Genomic DNA, 17191 nt, shown 5'->3' on the forward strand with positions numbered 1-17191 from the left:
CCGGCTCACTCCAGCCCGGCGAGATAGCGGTCAATATCCGCCGCCGCCGCTTTACCGGCGCCCATGGCAGAAATAACGGTGGCGGCGCCGGTCACGATGTCGCCGCCGGCCCAGACAGCCTGTTTCCTAGTCAGGCCGGTTTGTTCATCGGCAATCACATTTCCTTTACCGGCGAATTCCAAATCCGGGGTAGCGCGGGCAATCAACGGATTAGGTCGGGTACCCAGCGCAATAATGGCCATGTCAACCGGCAGATTAAACTCGGAACCGGCCACCGGCACCGGCCGGCGACGACCGCTGGCATCGGGTTCACCCAGTTCCATCTTTTGACAGGTCATGCCGTTAACCCACTTGTGTTCGTTGATTTGAAAACTGACGGGATTGGTTAAATACAGAAAATCAATGCCTTCTTCTTCGGCGTTTTCCACTTCCTCAATCCGGGCCGGCATCTCTTCCCGGCTGCGCCGGTAAACTACGGTGACATGGGCCCCCAGTCTGACAGCACTCCGGGCAGCATCCATGGCTACATTGCCCCCGCCGATGACGACAACCTCCGTACCAACCTTTAGCGGTGTATCGTACTCTGGAAAGCGCCAGGCTTTCATCAGATTGACCCGGGATAAAAACTCATTGGCTGAATAAACTCCGGGTGCATTTTCACCTTCAATATTCAGGAAAAGCGGCAGTCCGGCACCGGTACCCAGGAACACCGCCTGGAAGCCGCCAGCCAGCAGTTCATCTATGGTCAGCGTCTTACCGATGACGGCGTTAAGTTCAATATTTACGCCCAGACTTTTGACGTAATCCACCTCAGACTGCACGATGCTTTTAGGTAAGCGAAACTCCGGTATGCCGTACATCAGTACGCCACCGGCAACGTGGAGGGATTCAAACACGGTGACCTCATGTCCCAGCCGGGCCAGTTCCGCCGCAGCGGTCAGACCGGCGGGACCGGCGCCGATGACGGCGACGCGCTTGCCGGTGGGTGCGCGGAGTTCTCCCGGGGCAGTTTTGGCCGACTGCCCCAATTCCCAGTCAGCAATGTAACGCTCCAGCCGCCCGATGGCGACCGGCGCTCCCTTTTTAGCCAGCGTACAAACAGCCTCGCACTGACTCTCCTGAGGGCAAACCCGGCCGCAGACGCCGGGCAACGCATTGGTCCGCTTAAGTATCCGGGCGGCTTCCGGCAGGTCGTTGTTTTTTAATGAACGGATAAAATCCGGTATTTCAATGGCCACCGGGCAACCAACCACACAGTTCCGGGCCTTGCAGTCAATACAGCGGGACGCCTCCTGTAAAGCCTCTTCAGCGGAATAACCCAGCGCGACTTCGTCAAAATTAAGCCGCCGTTGGTCTGCCGACTGCTTGGGCATCCCTACCCGGTTAAGGTCCAGCTTAGCCATGACAGACTCCGGTTTTCATCCCGGCCCCTCAGGACAGCGGCAAAGTTCCAGAGAACGCTTTTCTTCGTCAATATAGGTGCGCTGGCGCGACATGAATGAGTCCCAGTCAATGGCATGGGCATCAAATTCCGGGCCATCCACACAGGCAAAGCGGGTTTGTCCAGCCACCGACACCCGGCAACAACCGCACATACCGGTACCGTCAATCATAATGGGGTTCATACTGACAATGGTCTTGACGCCGTAAGGCTGAGTGGTCAGGGCGGAAAACTTCATCATAATGCTGGGGCCGATGGCAATAACCCGGTCAATTTTATCGCCCCGCTCCAGTTTTTCTTTTATCGGCTCGGTCACCACGCCTTTTCGGCCGGCGGAACCGTCATCGGTACTGATAATCAGTTCGTCACTGACCTCAGCCAAACGGTCCTGCCAGAAAAGCAGGTCTTTATTGCGCGCCCCGACAATGGTGATAATGTAATTACCGGCGGCTTTCATGGCCCGGGCAATGGGCATGATGGTCGCCGTAGCAAACCCTCCGGCCATCAGGCAGACAGTACCGAAGTTTTCCACTTCAGTGGGATTGCCGAGCGGGCCGACGAAATCAGCGATGCTGTCGCCGACCCCCAGCCGGGCGAGTTTGGTGGTAGTGGTGCCGACTTCCATAAATACCACAGACACGCTGCCTTCGGCGGCGTCCCAGTCAGCGATAGTCAGCGGAATGCGCTCCCCTTTTTCATCCACCCGCAGGATTACGAACTGACCGGCGGCAGCTTTTTGAGCCACCCGCGGCGCGTGAATACGATACAACCTGACTCTGGGGACCAGTTCGTCAACAGCAATAATGGGATACAATAAAACTCCTTGACGGCATTAACAGGATTAAGACTGAAGTACCAGTACCGTGCCATAATCTATCACTATAAGACCCCGTTGTTCAAGCCTGACGCGGCATAAAAAAGGGAGTGCGGCTGACCGCACTCCCTGATTCAGAACCGTAACGATTTTTAGTAATAGTCAAAGAATGACTGGTCAGCCGGCGGCTCATCGGCTTTGAGTGCCGCCTCATGTTTAGCTTCTTCTTCCTTGCGTTTGGCTTCCTCGGCGGCCTTGCGCTCAGCCTCGGCAGCCTCTTCAGCCTCTTTTTCTTCCGGTGTCGGCTCCGGCATCTTGACCTCAGCCGGGATGGACAGATGCATTTCCGAGAACTTCCAATTATCGTCAATCTTTTCCGCCACTGCCGTCAGGCGCATGTCCAATACCAGCTCTCTGGTATTTTTGGTCAGCGTCTCATAAAGATGGCTGGAGACCCAGGCTACATCACCGTTAGCCTTGATAGTGGTATAACCGTACTTCACCGCCACGGTATCCGCCATGGCGAAATGTTTCTCAAAACGTTCTTTAAGCTGTCCCGGGCCGATGCTCATCTCTTCCTGGCCCGGCCCGATGTTGAGCATATTGGGATCCTTGGTGGTTACATTCAGCAGCGCGTCAACATTTTTAGCCTCAAGCGCATATTTATACTCTTCAAGTAAGGCATTTATAGCGCTGCGTGTCTCAGAATCAGCTCTCATCTGTCATCTCTCCCTTTTTTATAAATCAATTGAAGTACTTTTATAGGCTAAACATGGCATCAGTGTCAAGCCTTTACGTTACGGTAATTATTGCTGACGCGCCACCGGCGACATGGCGCGCAGACGGCTGACAACCTCAGGCAAAACGGCCATCACCCGGTCAATCCCCGCCTTACCAGTCCCGCGCCCCAGTGATAAGCGCAGGGAACCGAAAGCCTGATGCGGCGGTAAGCCCAGGGCCGTCAAAACGTGCGAAGGCGAGGTGCTGGTCGAGGAACAAGCGGAACCCGGAGAAGCGGCAATGCCCGCCAGGTCCAGGTTAAGGCAAACCGACTCCCCCTCCACATAATCAAAACTGAAGTTGGCATTATTCGGCAGACGACGGGTCGGATGCCCGTTCAGGCGTGAACCCGGCACCCCGGCCAGAACGCCGGCAATCAGCCGGTCTCGCAGGAGCGTCAACCTTGAGGCTTCCGCGGTCAGGTCAGCAGCCGCCAGTTCAGCGGCTTTGCCGAGACCGATGATACCCGGCACATTTTCAGTACCGGAACGTTTGCCCCGCTCCTGCCCGCCGCCCCAAATCAGCGGCGCTATGCGGGTGCCCTTCCGGATATAAAGCGCACCGATGCCTTTAGGCCCGTACAACTTGTGGGCTGAAATGCTGAGTAAATCCACGCCCAGGGCCTGAACATCCACAGGAATCCGGCCGAACGCCTGCACCGCATCGGTATGCAGATAAACACCGGCCGGCCGGGTAATCCGGGATATGGCAGCCAAATCCTGAATGACCCCGATTTCATTATTAGCCAGAATGACGGAAACCAGCACCGTATCCGGCCGCAGGGCTTTTTCAACACTAACCGGGTCAACGAACCCCTGACCGTCAACCTGGAGTATCGTCACCGCGACACCCTGCTTTTCCAGAAAGTGACAGGTTTCCAGTACGGCGTGATGTTCAATCGCAGTGGTTATGATATGGGGATGACTCTTAGCCGAAGCCCGGCACACCCCAGCCAGCGCCATATTGTCGGCTTCGGTGCCGCCGCTGACAAAGGTTATCTCGTCAGACCGGGCGTTAATAACCCGGGCGCAGGCGGCGCGGGCGCCTTCAACCGCCTGCCGGGCTTGCTGGCCTTCAGCGTAGATTGCCGACGGATTCCCGGAAACAGCCTGAAAGTAAGGCTGCATGGCTTCTATAACTTCCGGGGCTACCGGAGTGGTGGCGGCATAATCCAGATAAATGCGAGTCATATCGTCTATTATAACCGAAACAAACCCAAAAAAGGCGGGCTAAAAATCATCCAGGCTGCTGAAAAATATTTCCGGTATTGAAGGGGTGTTTTCATTGACCCAGCGCTGCAGACAGGTCAGCGAACAGAAGCCGTAGCGTTTGATATCCTCCGGCCCTTTCAGATGAGATACGATATACCAGCCCTGCAACGTCAGGCATGGCAGATCCGAAGACTCCACCCCCTGGTTGCGGCCGCAGCCGTAGCAATGACAAGTACGTTCACTCAATACCGGTTCCAACCCTCAGGCCTAAAAGGGCCCCATATAACTGTATCTACCTTTCAATTATCCTTTTGATTCCGCGTTGTGTCAAACGGGTATACATCTGCCATCAGGGACCCGGTAGAATTCTGGCGAAAAGATTTCAGTTCCGGTATATTGGCATGAAACGCACAATGAATTAGAGAGACCCCATGTCTGATTATCCGCCCGCAGCAATGATAACCCGAACCCCTGAACTTGAGCGGGCAACTGCCGATATGCGACATTCCGATGTCCTTGCCGTTGACACCGAATCCAACAGCCGGCACCGTTACCCGGAACAACTCTGCCTCATCCAAATTGCCACCCGCCGTAAAATCTATCTGATTGACCCGATTTCGCTCAATGATATATCGGCGCTCCATGAGGTATTTAATGACAACACCATTAAGAAACTGTTTCATACCGCCGACTCCGACCTCCGCACGCTTGACCGGCACGGCGGCTTTCGTCTTAATAATGTCTACGACACCAAAATCGCCGCCCGTTTTATCGGCCTGACCCAATTCAGTCTGGTGGCCGTTATCCAGGAAATGCTCGGTCTCACCATTGAAAAAAAGGCGGCGTTGCAAAAAGCCGACTGGGGACAACGGCCGCTGTCAGGTGAAGCCGTTGACTATGCCGCCGGAGACGTTCGTTACCTCATCAGACTTCAGGAAGGACTGGACCAAAAACTGGAAGCTCTGGGCCGAACCGCCTGGGTATCGGAAGAAAACGCCCGGCTTGAAGCAGTCCGCTACAACCCGCCCGACCCCGAAACAGTTTATCTGTCGGTTAAAGGCGCCTATACGCTTAACCCGCGCGGTTTGGCCGTCCTGAAAAGTCTGGTTAGTTTTCGTGAAGCCGAAGCCCGGCGCTGGAACCGGCCGCCGTTTTATGTCATGCCGGACTCCGCCCTGATCAGCCTCGCGGTTAACCCCGTTGACGACCTTGCAGCAGTGCCCGGCATCGGGAAACACGTTTTGGACCGATTTGGACCAGCGCTCAAACAGGCCTTGCGCGCCGGGCTGTCGGCATCGCCGGTCATTCTGCCGTCAGTGAATCCGCCGCCGCGCCTGAACGCTCAGCAGTTGCAACGCCTTAACCGGCTCAAAGAATGGCGTTCCTCTATTTGCACCAACCTTTACCTGGAACCTGATCTCATCTGGCCGACCGCCAGCCTGGGACGTTTAGCCTTAGCACCGGACACGTTGCAGATTGAACTGGAAATGCCCGCCATTCGCCGGTGGCAGCGGGACAATTTTGGAATGACGCTTCAGGCGGTTTTGGATTCTGAGCCACCGCTCAATCCATAAACGGATGCCGGGCGGCCGAGATAGTACAGATAACTCAATTTGTTGATGGGTACACACTTCACCCTCAAATCAGGGGTTATAAGAGGACGTCAATATCTGAAGAGACAATACCGGGGTTTGAAAGGCAAACTGGGAAGAATTTAGAATACCCCCAAGGGAATTCGAATCCCTGTTGACGGCGTGAAAGGCCGTTGTCCTAGTCCACTAGACGATGGGGGCACGATAACCGAAGTAGTATAGCAAAAAACCTGTTCGCTGACAAACGTCAGGCGCGGTTTATGCTAAAATGACTGCCGATGAATAACCCGGATACACCCGAAGACTTGAAACCGCCGGCTGACGAACACCTGGCCCCTAAAAACGGCGTCTGGGTTCAGCGGCGGCTGTTACCGATACTGTCCATCGTATTCGTCGTCGTCATCGTCGGCGGCGTCCTGTATGTCTATAACTCCAACCCCGACCTGACCGCGAAACTTCAGGAATACGGCTATCTGGGTGCCTTTTTAATCAGTGCCATGCTCAATGCTACCGTTGTGCTGCCGGCGGGTAATTTTCTGGTACTCGCTGCCCTTGGGGCCGCGATGCCTTCGCCCACCTTTGTGGGTCTGGCCGCCGCATTGGGCGCGGCGATAGGTGAAATGACCGGTTATCTGGCCGGCTTTTCCGGCCGGGCGGTGGTGCCGCAACACCACAAGTGGTACCAACGCGTTCACGGCTGGTTGGACCGCTACGGCATGTGGGCTATCTTCGGGCTGTCGGCAGCACCGCTGGTCTTTGACGTGGCCGGCATTACCGCCGGAGTCATGCGTTTCCCGGCTCGCAAGTTCTTTATCGCCTGCTTCCTGGGCCGCAGCGTCCTCTACATCATCCTGGCCTGGGCCGGCGCACTGGGCTGGGATCAGGTTATTGACTGGCTGGCCGCTTAACCTTCAGAATCAACAACCCCCCAATCACAAAATAAAGCAGCGCCGCTGAAAGCATGACCTGATAACCCATATTAGCTGATACCCCGTTAAAATGGTCAATCACCGGACCGATGAGTCTGGCCAGCGCCGCCCCACCGGCGGTCGCCATATTGGCGATGGCCAGATAACGCGCTTCCTGACCGGGCACTACCAGATCCGCCGCCAGCGCCCAGTTAACCACCACAAAGGTACCGGTGGCATAACCGGTAATGGCAGCCGCCACATAAACCGCAGCGGCGGTCGGCCAGACGATCAGAATAAGAATACCAAATGCCCCGGTAAGCGCCGCCGCCATTGATAACCGGTGCCGCCCATACCGGTCTGCCAGATAACCTGCCGGAAACACCGACAACGCCATCCCCGCCACCGCTATTACCAGGAATCCGGCGGTCGCCCCGGCCGGGTCGCTCACGCCGATAACATCCCGGATATAATAAAGGGCAAATTGCTGGATTGTTGCCCCGGCCATAAGCACCAGAAGACGGGAGGCCAGAAACCAGCCGAATCCGGGCACTTCTTTAAGGTTAAAGCGGTAACTCAGCAGCGGGTTCTTGAATTTAGGCAGCGGTAAGACAATCGGCGGTTCCCGGAGGCGTTTCCACAGATAAACCAGGATTCCCATGTTCAACAACGCCAGTAGCCACAGCGCGGTCCACAATCCCCGGTCGTCTGCCATGGTATAGCCGGACAGGAGCCGACCGACCACCAGCACCGCCACCGCGCCGCCCATGATTTCCATCAATGACTTTAAAGATGAGGCCCTTCCGCGATAAGCCGGTGAAACCAGTTCCGGCAGATAACCCTGATAGGGACCTTGGGCGGTATTACTGGCCAGTTGCAGCAGACAATACAAGACAAACAAGGCTGCCAAACTGCCCGCCAGGCCGATGCCGGGCAACAGCAGCAGCCCGGCGATACCGCCGCCGATGACATAAGGCTTGCGCCGTCCCCAGCGGGTCACCGTAGAATCCGACAACGCCCCGGCTACCGGCTGCCACAGGGCGGCAATAACCAGACCGGTAAAAGTCAAAGCCCCCAAAGCGGTGTTTTTATCGGCTTCACCGACAAAATCCAGCACCCGCAGGGGCAGAATAATACCGTGGAGACTTTGGGACAAAGCGGTCAGGCCCAGACCGAGAATGGTAATCTTGAGATAATCGCTTATCCCCAGTACTGGAAACCTTAACCGTTTCATGCGGCCACTTTAGCAGAGCCTGAGGCTTTTCTCAATCGGCCCACCCGTTGCCGGAACCGCGCCGCCCGTGCTACACTTCCGGGCATGACAGCCTTAGCGAAAACGGAATTACTCCAGCTTATCCAGGGCACGCCGCCGCTCCTGACGGATTACCCTGATCTGGAAGCCCAGTTGCAGCCCAATGGTGTAGACCTGACTTTGAAAGAGGTTTTCAGTATTAAAGGCCAGGGAGTTATCCCGGTCAGCAACACCGGCCGGGAACTATCCACTTTGACCCCATTAACCTACGACGATACCGGTCGCATCCACCTGCCCCCGGGGAATTACCTGATCACTTATAATGAGGTCGTCAGCCTGCCTAAAAATGTTATGGCCCTGGGCCGCGCCCGCTCCAGCCTGCTGCGCTGCGGCACCGCCATCCACACCGCCGTCTGGGACGCCGGATATTCGGGGCGTTCTCAGTCACTGATGGTGGTTTATAACCGGGACGGTATTACCTTTGAGCGAAACGCCCGGTTGATGCAGCTGGTGTTCTTCCGGCTATCCGGCACCACCGAAGGTTATGAAGGCATTTATCAGAACGAAAACACCATCCGTTACTAAGACCTGCCGTTTCTATCGGTAACTTAGGTCAGCTTCAGTGACGCCCGACCCGCCGTGCCAAACGTCTGCCTGGCGGTGGCTGATAACCAGCGGATGCCCGGCCAGATAACGGCCGACCTCCAGTTTTAACACCCCGGTGCCCTTGCCGTGATTCACGCGCACCCGGTAATGCCCGGCTTGAAAAGCATCATGGATGAACTCATCCAGTTTATCCAGCGCCTCCATCACCGTCAGAGCATGCAGGTCAATCTCCGGCGCAAATTCAGCAGCCCCCGGTGACGGGTGGCCGGCAACCGGAGCAGTCTGGCTTTTTCGTGGTTTTTTACGGCCCATGACTGATTATAACACCTGTAAGCCCCGGCCGGTCGGAAACAGGCGTTTATTGACCCTGATTAGGTAAAAATACCTATTCCCTTTCGTATGAAGGACTATTATAATCAGTGGTGGAGGATACTGTCATGACAACAATAAAGCAGTTACATCCGCTGTCCCTCAATGAGGGTGCGCGTCCGGTCGGCTTGTTGCCGCAGTCGGAGAACCGCAAGGTTTTTTACGCCCTGCCTGAAGGCGGCTGTTTTCAAATTCCCCTGCCGGAATCAGGCGATGCCCGTCTTCATAAGAAAGTAACCGACCCGGACTGGCATTTTTACCTCGGCAGCCGCTGAGGCGCTGTTTTTCTGACCCTGAAACGCCCTGATATACCCGGTAATTCCCGTTTGTCCATTTCCGATTTGTCAATAACTATTGACACCCCCCTTGCCGCCTCTTATACTTCAAGCTAACGGGCTTTGACATCGGACAGGGAGGTCCCCATGGACGAACGCAGCATAGAAGAACGTATCCGCAAAGAGGCGGAAAGACTGGCCGCCGAAAGGCAGCGTCGGGATGCCCGTGAGGCCGAGGAGATTGTGCGCAATCTCCAGACTGAAGAACAAGCCCAACCTGACCGGCAACAGCCCTCTGCCGTCGTCGAAAAAGCGGGAGAGTCAGAAACGATGAAACCGGAAAAACCCCAGGCTGAGGTTCAAGACCAGGACACCGCCGAGTTGTCGGAAAAAGCCCGGAAAGAGTTGGCCAAACAACAAGCCCGGGAGGCCGAGGAAGCCCGTCGCCGGGCTGAACAGGATGCCCGCCTGAAAGCTGAAGCAGAAAGAAAAGCTCAGAAAGAAGCAGAACTTCAGGCCAAACTGGAAAAACAACAAGCCGAGCAGACCGCCAGAGAACAAGCAGAGGCGGAGAAGAAAGCTCAAAAAGAAGCGGAACTTCAAGCTAAACTGGATAAACAGCGCCAGGAAAAAGAAGCCCGTGAACAGGCCGAAGCAGAAAAGCGCGCCCAAAAAGAGGCAGAGCTTCAAGCTAAACTGGAAAAACAGCAGGCCGAGCAAGCCGCCCGGGAAAAGGCGGAAAATGATCGCCGCCAAAAATTAGAAGACGCCGCGAGGGCCAAACAAGAAGCGGAAGCTAAAGCCCGGGAAGAGGCTGAGGCCCGCGTCCGCGCCGAGCAGGCCGCCAGAGAACAAGCCGAAGCTGAAAAGCGTGCCCAAAAAGAGGCCGAACTTCAGGCTAAACTGGATAAACAGCAAGCCGAGCAGGCCGCCAGAGAGCAGGCCGAAGCCGAAAAACGCGCTAAAAAAGAGGCCGAACTTCAGGCTAGACTGGAAAAGCAGCAGGCCGAGCAGGCCGCCCGAGAACAGGCTGAAGCTGAGAAGCGTGCCAAAAAAGAAGCCGAGCTTCAGGCTAAACTGGAAAAACAGCAAGCCGAGCAGGCCGCGAAAGAACAGGCTGAAGCTGAAAAGATTGCCAAAAAAGAAGCCGGCAAACCAGTGGCAGCGGCTGCCGGCCCTCCGGCAACTGCACCGGATGAAATCCCGGAGGCCGCGGCACCGGTTGCTGCAATCATTGAATCAGAACCCGCATCAGCCGGGGAAATCCCGCCCGGAGTTTATGCCCTGCACCTGAACAGCTTCCCGGCGCAGACCATCGCCGAAATTAAGGAAGCCTTGCTGAACACCGATGGCTGCCGGCTGAACGCGCTGTCCGGTTCCGGTCACGTCATCACCATTAAACTGACACTGGAACAGCCGTTGCTGTTCCATGCTACCCTCCGGTCTTTACCCGGTGTGGTTGAAGTGAGCCACAAGGACAACATCTTCGTACTTGATGCGGTGGCGTCCCGCCCGGCGGAATAATCACCCCACCAGGTAAAAGTATAAAATCAGTAGTTCCGGTACCAATCCGCGTCCGGAAGGGCCCGCTCTTCTTGAATCCCGTCGGCACTCCGGTACCAGGGCCGGCCCCACTGTCGGGTCAGGTCAATCAATTCATTCAGCCGCGCTAACGCCGTCGTTTCAAAAAATCGCCGCCGGGCATCACGGTCTGTCATGGCAACGGCTTCCTGCCAGATTGCCCGGCCGCCTAAAAAGCCGGAGGCTCCGGCGCGGCAAGCCAGCTCCACCTGACGGCGGAAGACGCTGAAATCAGCCCCGGCGGAGAGAATCACCCAGGGTTTGGCGGAAGCCGCGTCCAGCGCCCGGCAGGCATCCAGCAGCCTCCCTTCATCGGTAACCAGCTTCATGTCAGCAGGGAACTCCGCCTTAAGCACGTCAATAGGCAGCGCCGTCATCATTTTCGCCGTAGCGATGACTATGTCGGTCTTTTTGGCGCCGTACGCTTCAGCGGACTCCCCGTCCAGCGCATAACTTACCGGTTCCACCAGAAACGGAATGTCATGCTCCCGGCATTGCGCAGCTGCCTTAGCCACCGTATCCAGTTGGATAGTAGCCAGGTCACCCGAATCCGGCCTGAAATAGACCAGCATTTTAACGGCTGAGGCACCGAGGCGTTTGATTTTCTCCACCCCCCAGCCGTCCAGCAGCCGGGTAACCCTGGCCGTTTTACCGCCCTCATAACCGGTGGCCTCCACACTGACCAGGAGGCCGGTGTTACCGGGCAAAGCGCCTGATGCTATGGCCTGGGCGGCCCCATAAATCGGGTCAAGCAGCACTCCGGATGACGCCGGGGCCAGAGCCCGGCATAAATCAAGCTTGAAATCCACCATCAGCCGGAAGCAGTCGGCGTCAGGGTCAATGCAAAGTCCCTTTTCCAATGAGCCGCGGTGATCCATGGCGGTCATAATAAATAACCCTTGAGCATCCGCCAGTTGCTGCAAGCCGCGTAATTTGCCGATGGTCAATGCATCATCAATTCCCATACTCTGATTATGCCCCTGTTTGGGGCTTAACGCAATCCTGACAGTATCCCCATCATGGAGTGACTAAGGTACTGAAAAATAAGTACTAATTGGGGTCTTGTATATGCCTCAGGGTTGATGTATAGTACTATTTGGTGAGCTATAGTTAGTTAAAGGAAGGTTTGAAGAGTTATGGGGCAAACAGTTAACCGGCCGGCGGTGACACCGATGCTGACCACCAGTGAAGTGGCCGTCGTTCTCAACGTTCATATCAATACCGTCAGACGCTGGAGCAACCAGGGCACGCTTAAATCCTATCAGTTAGGCCCCCGGGGCGACCGCCGCTTCCGGCGGGAGGATATAGACGCCTTTCTGGCTGGCCACCGCCACCCGGACAATGGTGCCTCCGGCTCTGAGGAACAAGGAGAATAGTCATGAATATGCACAAGACCAGAATCATGGTCTGCGATGAGCAGCCGTTCTTCCGTTCCGGCGTGGCCCACGCTCTGGGAAATAAGCAGGATTATGAAGTCATTGAGTGCGACCCTTCGGACAAGCCGCTGGAAAGAATAGAAGAAACCATGCCGGAGGTGGTGCTGCTCGGCTCGGATCTCACCTCCCAGAACGGGCTGGACCTGGGCCGGAAGATTGTGCGCCTGTTCCCCAACATCCGGGTCATTATCCTGTCACCCGACCCCAATGACGCGGAGCTTTTTGATGTCATCCGCACCGCTGCTGTGGCCTGTGTCCGGAAGAGTTCCACGCCGGAACAACTGCTGGAAACCATCCAGCGCGCTTCCCGCGGTGAATACCCCATCAATGAAAGCCTGCTGAGTCCCAACATCGCCCAGCGGGTGCTAAAGAACTTCCAGGAACTGGCCGATGATGATGACGGCCTGGACGTGGTCACCCCGCTGACACAGCGGGAGCGCCAGATACTTATCCGCGTCACCGACGGCCTGACCAACAAGCAGATTGCCACCGAGCTTAAAATAAGCGAACAGACCATCAAGAACCATGTCTCGGCCATCCTGCGCAAACTCAATGCCAATGACCGCGCCCATGCCGCCGTACTGGCCATCCGCCGGGGGTATATCCCCCTGGGTCAGGATAAAGGCCATGAACAAGCCGGGTAAAATAACGTTCGTTAATAATATTCAGCGCGTTTGAACTAACATAAATTGTATGATTAACTTGAATAAGGGGAATTAAAGAATGCCGGTATCCGCCACCGAAAAAAACATCGCCGCCGGACTGTCGGCCTATTTGCGCGGTCAGGGTTATGAGGTCACGGAAAAAGCGGCGCTTAAGGGCCGTTCCGGGCTGGAACACACTTTTGACATCCTTGGCCGCCGCAATGACGGCTTTACCCAGCGCACCATCGCTTTTGCCGTCCTGTCCGGTTTGTCTGATCAATCGGCCGCAGAATCAGCCATCTTCGCTTTTGCCAACAAAACCTATGATGCCGGCATCAATGAACGGGTGGTCATCCTGCCTTCGGCACTGGTGGCCAAATCCCAGGAATTCGCCGACAGCCAGAAGGTCCAAATATTTGACGAAGGGTCATTGGCTGCGCTGTTCAGCCAGAATGACCCGTCAACCGCCGCCGCGCCGACACTGAACCAACCGCTCAAGTTTGTCAGCCGGGCTGAACTGGTTGAAGCCTTAATTAAGACCGGTTACCGGGTGGAAGAACACGCGGTCCTGTCCGGCCGCAGCGGTGTGGAACACACCTTTGACCTGCTGGCCAGATCCAATGGCTCCCGGGAACACAGCCTGGGCATTGATATTTTTGATAACGTTCCCATGGTCAATCTGGAAGAAATCTCAGTTTTTGACACCAAGGCTTACGATACCCGGGTGGGGGCCAAATTTATCGCCACCACGGCACCGCTGACGCCGGAAGCCCGCAAATTCGCTGACAGCCAGAAGATCAAGATTATTGAACTGGAACCCAGGCCGTTATCCCAAGCCAAAATAGAGCCGGCAACCCAGGAAAAACCGGCTGAGACTGACGTCAAAACGCCGGAAAAGCCGCAGGCAGCCACCTCTGTCCCGCCAATTCCGGCTGTCCCGAAAACGGAACCTAAAAGTGATAAATCTTCCAGCCAGGAACCATCGTTACGACAGGCTCCCACCGCGGAAGCTCTCAAGCTTATTCCTGAAATCATGGCCCGCCGCTACTCCGCCATGCCCATCAAACTTACCGGCAACACGCTGGAAGTGGCCATGTGTAACCCGTCCGATATCATGGCTATTGAGGCGCTGTCCGCCTATTCCAAACGCCGGGTGAAAGCCGTCAAGGCCGACGAAAATGAACTCCGTGATGCCATGGATTTCAATTACAAGGGCTATGGCGAGGTGGACAAGTTCCTGTCGCGCGTTTCCATTTCTTCTGAAGCCAGCGACGAATCCATGGCCGTTGACGCCGCCATGGACGCCCCACTGGCCCAGGCGCTTAACCTGATCATTGAGGAAGCCGTCAAAGCCCGTGCTTCAGATATTCATCTGGAACCGGATGAAGAGCGCCTGCGGGTACGTTTCCGCATTGACGGCACCCTTCAGGAGATGATGAGCCTGCCCATCAGCGTCCAGCGGGCTATCGTCTCCCGCATCAAGATTCTGTCGTCATTGAATATCGCCGACCATCATCATCCCCAGGACGGCCAGTTCTCCACTGTTTCGGGCGGCCGCAACATTGATATCCGGGTGGCTACCGCGCCCACCGTTCATGGTGAAATGGCGGTGTTGCGTATTCTGGATAAATCCCGTGGCTTGCTCCAATTACCGCAACTCGGCTTTAACGAAAAAACCCTGGCTAAATATGAAAGCATGCTCCGGGTGCCTTACGGCATGATTCTGGTATCGGGCCCCACCGGTGCCGGCAAGACCACCACGCTGTATGCGTCTTTGTCCACCATTGACACCAAAGGCCGCAACGTCATTACCATTGAGGACCCGGCGGAATACCGTTTCAAGGACATCAACCAGATTCAGGTTAATGTTCAGGCCGGCATCACCTTCGCCTCCGGTCTGCGTTCCATCCTGCGCCTGGACCCGGATGTCATCATGGTCGGTGAAATCCGGGATGCAGAGACCGCTAACATCGGCGTTCAGGCTGCTCTGACCGGCCACTTGATGCTGTCATCCATCCATGCCAACGATACGGTCGGCGTCCTCTTCCGGATGATTGATCTGGGGGTGGAGCCATTCCTGATCTCTTCAGCCGTCATCGGCGTTGTGGCCCAGCGCATGGTGCGCCGCATCTGCCCCTATTGCAACCATGAAGTGGAAGCCCCGATCATTGAACAGGTGGCTTATGAGCGGGAAACCGGCGAGAAACGCACCAAATTCACCTATGGCACCGGCTGTAAATCCTGTGCCTTCACCGGCTATCTGGGCCGGGTGGGTATCTATGAGATTATGTTTTTCTCGGAAACTCTGAAGCGGATGCTCCTTGAGGGTGCCAGCGCCGGCGATATTCACCACCAGGCTATCCGGGAGGGCATGGTTACCATAATGAAAGATGGCATGCTCAAGGTTCAGGAAGGTATCACCACGCCGTCAGAAGTACTGCGAAACGCCTATTCACCGGAGGAAGCGTTCTAAAAAAGCCTGATTTAAATCATATATACTATTGCAAAACGGAGTATAATACTTATTAGAACACTTAGCGTATGCAGGAGTAATCAACGAAACAAGCGGCATTGCCGGCAATAATTATGAGTATTAGGATTTAATAAAATGGATTTCGCTTACGTCGCCTACAATCAGGAACGCCGATTGGTACAAGGTAAGGTAGCAGCAACCGACAGGGATGCCGCGGCCAAACTCCTGGCGCACAATGGATTTCAGGTTTTATCCCTGAAGTCTAAATCAAAGCTGTTTTCCGCCGGTACTTCCAGTATGTTTGCCCAAAAGGTGAAGCTGGGTGAAATCATCCTGTTCTCCCGTCAGTTGGCGCTCCTGTTGGAATCCGGCACGGACATCGTCACCGCGCTGGAACTATTGCAGGATCAGACCACCAATAAAACATTCCGGGCCACCCTTGGGCATGTCGCCAATGATATCCGGGGCGGAACATCGTTGTCCGGTGCCATGAGCAAACACCCCAGGGTCTTCTCTCCGCTCTTTCACCGCGTCCTGTCCGCCGGCGAACAGGGCGGCAACCTGGAAGTAGTCCTGCGCAATATGGCGGACTTTCTGCAACGCATGAATGAAACCCGTAAAAAAATAAAAAGCGCCCTGACCTACCCCGTCGTGGTGGCCATCGTCGCCGTTATCGTGGTCGCGGTTCTGATGATCTTCGTATTACCCACGTTCACTGACATGTACCGGCAACTGGGCACGGAGTTGCCCGCTGCCACCAAGATTTTGATATCGGTAACAGACTTCTCCACCGCTTATGGCCTTTATATTTTAATTGGTTTGGCGGCAATTATTATCGGCCTGGTGGTATGGGGCCGCACCGCCAACGGCAGATATATGATTGATAAAGGCTTGCTTAGAATGCCGGTCATCGGCCGCATCATCCTGCTGTCTGAGCTTTCACGGGCCGCCCAAACAATTGCCCTGTTGTTCAAAGCCGGTCTGCCTCTGCCGGAAATCATGGTGCAGGCTAAAAACGCCACTTCCAACAAAGTTGTGAGTGAGGCTTTAGAAGAAGTCCAAAGGGAGCTTATCCGCGGTGAAGGCATCTCCGGGCCTATGTCCCGGCGCAAAGTCTTCCTGCCCATGATGGTCCAGATGGTCGGTGTTGGTGAAGAAACGGGCAAACTGGATGACACCCTCGCCACCGTGGCCCACACCTATGATATGGAATCTGATGACCGTATCAAAGGCGCCATTGACCTGATCCAGCCGGCTATGACCGTCATCATCGGCATCATCGTCGCCTTCATTGCTGTGGCGCTGGTATCTTCCATGTACTCCATGTACGGCCAACTATAAATAAGAATAACACTCCACCGGTAGCGGCGGACAAACGAGAGGGCCTTTATGGCCGCTATGAATAAAATAAAATTGAAGAAAAACGGCTTCAGCATGGTTGAAGTGCTGATTGCGTTGCTGTTGCTGGGTACCGTCGGACTCGGTTTCTTGGCGGTACTGGCCAATTCTTCCAGCCATACGCTTAATGCGGATGTCAGAGCGACGGCGGAAAGTATCGCCCGCAGTCAGATGGAATATGTTAAAGCCCAACCCTATGACGGATCCAATCCACCTGTTTATTTGGTGGATACTACAAAATTTGATGCCACGATATGGCAGATTACCATCACCGGAGAACGCCTGGATCCACGGGGCGATGGTACCGGCAACGATGACGGTCTTCAAAAGATTACCATCACCGTGGAATACTATCGTGGCGGATCATGGGATGACGTTGTGGTACTGGAGGGTTACAAGTACACAGGATGA

At 55.4% G+C, this 17191-nt stretch carries 18 protein-coding genes and 1 tRNA gene; 10 read left to right on the top strand and 9 right to left on the bottom strand.

What is annotated here, in order from left to right:
- Positions 1–5 precede the first annotated feature (5 nt).
- The 5 genes from gltA to V8247_RS02125 form a co-directional block, all read right to left on the bottom strand.
- Positions 6–1403 (bottom strand): NADPH-dependent glutamate synthase, encoded by a 1398-nt coding sequence (gltA, locus tag V8247_RS02105; protein WP_338738303.1) that lies wholly within the window; start codon positions 1401–1403, stop codon positions 6–8.
- A 15-nt stretch (positions 1404–1418) separates the two neighbouring features.
- Positions 1419–2255 (bottom strand): sulfide/dihydroorotate dehydrogenase-like FAD/NAD-binding protein, encoded by an 837-nt coding sequence (locus V8247_RS02110; RefSeq protein WP_338738305.1) that lies wholly within the window; start codon positions 2253–2255, stop codon positions 1419–1421.
- Positions 2256–2407: 152 nt separating this feature from the next.
- Positions 2408–2974: a nuclear transport factor 2 family protein gene (locus tag V8247_RS02115; protein ID WP_338738307.1), complete on the bottom strand. Its 567-nt coding sequence runs from the start codon at positions 2972–2974 to the stop codon at positions 2408–2410.
- Between the two features lie 87 nt (positions 2975–3061).
- Complete coding sequence (locus V8247_RS02120) at positions 3062–4225, bottom strand: IscS subfamily cysteine desulfurase (protein WP_338738309.1); 1164 nt, start codon at positions 4223–4225, stop codon at positions 3062–3064.
- 39 nt (positions 4226–4264) lie between these two features.
- Positions 4265–4492: a hypothetical protein gene (locus tag V8247_RS02125; RefSeq protein ID WP_338738311.1), complete on the bottom strand. Its 228-nt coding sequence runs from the start codon at positions 4490–4492 to the stop codon at positions 4265–4267.
- Positions 4493–4677: 185 nt separating this feature from the next.
- Between V8247_RS02125 and V8247_RS02130 the strand changes: the two genes are divergently transcribed.
- Positions 4678–5820, top strand: coding sequence for an HRDC domain-containing protein (locus tag V8247_RS02130; RefSeq protein WP_338738313.1), 1143 nt, complete (start codon positions 4678–4680; stop codon positions 5818–5820).
- 146 nt (positions 5821–5966) lie between these two features.
- On the opposite strand, the gene V8247_RS02135 is transcribed toward V8247_RS02130, so the two are convergent.
- A tRNA-Glu gene (locus V8247_RS02135) sits at positions 5967–6039 on the bottom strand.
- Positions 6040–6116: 77 nt separating this feature from the next.
- Here V8247_RS02135 and V8247_RS02140 point away from each other — a divergent pair.
- Positions 6117–6746, top strand: a complete 630-nt coding sequence (locus V8247_RS02140) for a VTT domain-containing protein (protein WP_338738315.1) — start codon at positions 6117–6119, stop codon at positions 6744–6746.
- On the opposite strand, the gene V8247_RS02145 is transcribed toward V8247_RS02140, so the two are convergent.
- Positions 6724–7980, bottom strand: coding sequence for an MFS transporter (locus V8247_RS02145; protein WP_338738317.1), 1257 nt, complete (start codon positions 7978–7980; stop codon positions 6724–6726). The two genes, V8247_RS02140 and V8247_RS02145, sit on opposite strands and share 23 nt — an antisense overlap.
- 84 nt (positions 7981–8064) lie before the next feature.
- On the opposite strand from V8247_RS02145, the gene V8247_RS02150 reads away from it, so the two are divergent.
- Positions 8065–8583: a deoxyuridine 5'-triphosphate nucleotidohydrolase gene (locus V8247_RS02150; RefSeq protein ID WP_338738319.1), complete on the top strand. Its 519-nt coding sequence runs from the start codon at positions 8065–8067 to the stop codon at positions 8581–8583.
- A gap of 12 nt (positions 8584–8595) precedes the next feature.
- Here V8247_RS02150 and V8247_RS02155 read toward each other — a convergent pair whose 3' ends face one another.
- Positions 8596–8916 (bottom strand): Smr/MutS family protein, encoded by a 321-nt coding sequence (locus V8247_RS02155; RefSeq protein ID WP_338738321.1) that lies wholly within the window; start codon positions 8914–8916, stop codon positions 8596–8598.
- Positions 8917–9041: 125 nt separating this feature from the next.
- Between V8247_RS02155 and V8247_RS02160 the strand changes: the two genes are divergently transcribed.
- Positions 9042–9248, top strand: coding sequence for a hypothetical protein (locus V8247_RS02160; protein WP_338738323.1), 207 nt, complete (start codon positions 9042–9044; stop codon positions 9246–9248).
- A 147-nt stretch (positions 9249–9395) separates the two neighbouring features.
- Entirely contained in the window at positions 9396–10772 is a 1377-nt protein-coding gene (locus tag V8247_RS02165) for a hypothetical protein (RefSeq protein ID WP_338738325.1), read from the top strand.
- Between the two features lie 26 nt (positions 10773–10798).
- Here V8247_RS02165 and V8247_RS02170 read toward each other — a convergent pair whose 3' ends face one another.
- On the bottom strand, positions 10799–11794 hold the full coding sequence (locus tag V8247_RS02170) for a tagatose 1,6-diphosphate aldolase (protein ID WP_338738327.1): 996 nt from the start codon (positions 11792–11794) through the stop codon (positions 10799–10801).
- Between the two features lie 171 nt (positions 11795–11965).
- On the opposite strand from V8247_RS02170, the gene V8247_RS02175 reads away from it, so the two are divergent.
- From V8247_RS02175 to V8247_RS02195, 5 genes are all read left to right on the top strand, one after another.
- Positions 11966–12205, top strand: a complete 240-nt coding sequence (locus V8247_RS02175; RefSeq protein WP_338738329.1) for a helix-turn-helix domain-containing protein — start codon at positions 11966–11968, stop codon at positions 12203–12205.
- Positions 12206–12207: 2 nt separating this feature from the next.
- Positions 12208–12909 (top strand): response regulator transcription factor, encoded by a 702-nt coding sequence (locus V8247_RS02180; RefSeq protein ID WP_338738331.1) that lies wholly within the window; start codon positions 12208–12210, stop codon positions 12907–12909.
- Positions 12910–12988: 79 nt separating this feature from the next.
- A complete protein-coding gene (locus tag V8247_RS02185; protein WP_338738333.1) occupies positions 12989–15382 on the top strand; it encodes a GspE/PulE family protein in 2394 nt (797 codons plus the stop codon).
- 135 nt (positions 15383–15517) lie between these two features.
- Complete coding sequence (locus V8247_RS02190; protein ID WP_338738335.1) at positions 15518–16723, top strand: type II secretion system F family protein; 1206 nt, start codon at positions 15518–15520, stop codon at positions 16721–16723.
- 57 nt (positions 16724–16780) lie between these two features.
- A complete protein-coding gene (locus tag V8247_RS02195) occupies positions 16781–17191 on the top strand; it encodes a prepilin-type N-terminal cleavage/methylation domain-containing protein (RefSeq protein WP_338738337.1) in 411 nt (136 codons plus the stop codon).

It is taken from the genome of Dehalogenimonas sp. W (assembly GCF_037094495.1).
GTDB classification, from domain to species: Bacteria; Chloroflexota; Dehalococcoidia; order Dehalococcoidales; family Dehalococcoidaceae; genus Dehalogenimonas; species Dehalogenimonas loeffleri.